The 1,253-nt window shown below is 32.6% G+C and carries 2 protein-coding genes; both read right to left on the reverse strand.

Annotation, left to right across the window (positions count from 1 at the left end):
- Positions 1-3 precede the first annotated feature (3 nt).
- On the reverse strand, positions 4-705 hold the full coding sequence (locus DCM90_RS09650; protein WP_001054457.1) for an MgtC/SapB family protein: 702 nt from the start codon (positions 703-705) through the stop codon (positions 4-6).
- 1 nt (position 706) lies between these two features.
- The coding region (locus tag DCM90_RS09655; RefSeq protein ID WP_133244342.1) for an ABC transporter permease subunit at positions 707-1,253 on the reverse strand (547 nt) is incomplete at its 5' end.

Raw genomic sequence — 1,253 nt, forward strand, 5'->3', positions numbered from 1 at the left:
TCCTTACCTAATCTCTTCAACATAAATAACCCCAGCAATATTATGCATTTCTTCCATTAATTTTAAATGTTCAAAGTTTTCGTTTAATTTTAATGATAAATAGCAGGACACTTTTGTTGACTTAATTTTATTTAATTGACGTTCTTCATCAAGATTTCCTATACCATTTTGAATTTCTAAAATCTTAATACCCGATGTATTTAAATATATAAGTAAACGATTATAACCTTCTAAAGAACTAAAAACCAAGTAGTAATCAGCAATTTTAGTTTTCGAGTTTAAATAATCTTTAAGAGGAGTAAATAGAGTTAAAACTGCTATGAGTACAACTCCGGCTAAAATAGCACCTTCATAAAAACCAATGCCTATAGCTAAACCAATAGTTGCTGAAGACCATAATCCAGCTGCTGTTGTTAAACCTTTAACTTTTTGATTAGTTACCATGATTGTTCCTGCCCCTAGGAAACCCAAGCCACTAATTACTTGGGCTCCCATTCGACTAGGATCACCGCTACCATAACGACTAGTGATGAACTGATTTGTCATCATTACAACACAAGTTCCCAAACAAACTAGTAAGTAGGTTCTAATCCCTGCTGCTTGGTTTTTGACTCCTCGCTCATAGCCAACAATGCCACCGAAAAGAATCGCTAAAAAGCACCTAAGAAGTATTTCCCAAATACTCAGTTCGTATGAAAGATTCATATTATCTCTTACCTCGTTTACCTTGGAATAGGCTTGATAAATAAAGAGCTGCACTAGACATAATCATTAAAATTACAGAATAAACAAACATCATTGCCTGTGCATTTAAAGTTGCTGTTTCATCAGTAGACTGTTTAATAACGATTCCCAATGGTTGGAAAAGTGGATGGTACAAGAATACAGATAAGTCATAGTCAGATAATAAAGAATTAAAGTTTAACACAACTACTGATAATACGACTGGTAAAATATACGGTATAATAACTCGCACCATAGTGTAGAAACTAGATGCACCCATACTACGTGCAGCTTCTTCCATATCATTATCTATACTGAAAAATACAGCCCGAATCATTCTATAAGAAAATGGTAATTTTTGAATAGTATATGCAATAAGTAAAATAATTACTGTTCCTACTAAAACTAAATTAAATAGTATTAAATGAGGTATATTATAAGTGAACATTAATCCTAGTGCAATCAATGTACCTGGCAATATCCATGGTATCAGTGCACCATACTCAAAGAATTTATCGAACTTACTCTTA

Origin of the sequence: Levilactobacillus bambusae (assembly GCF_003124125.1) — a bacterium.
Classification (GTDB): domain Bacteria; phylum Bacillota; class Bacilli; order Lactobacillales; family Lactobacillaceae; genus Levilactobacillus; species Levilactobacillus bambusae.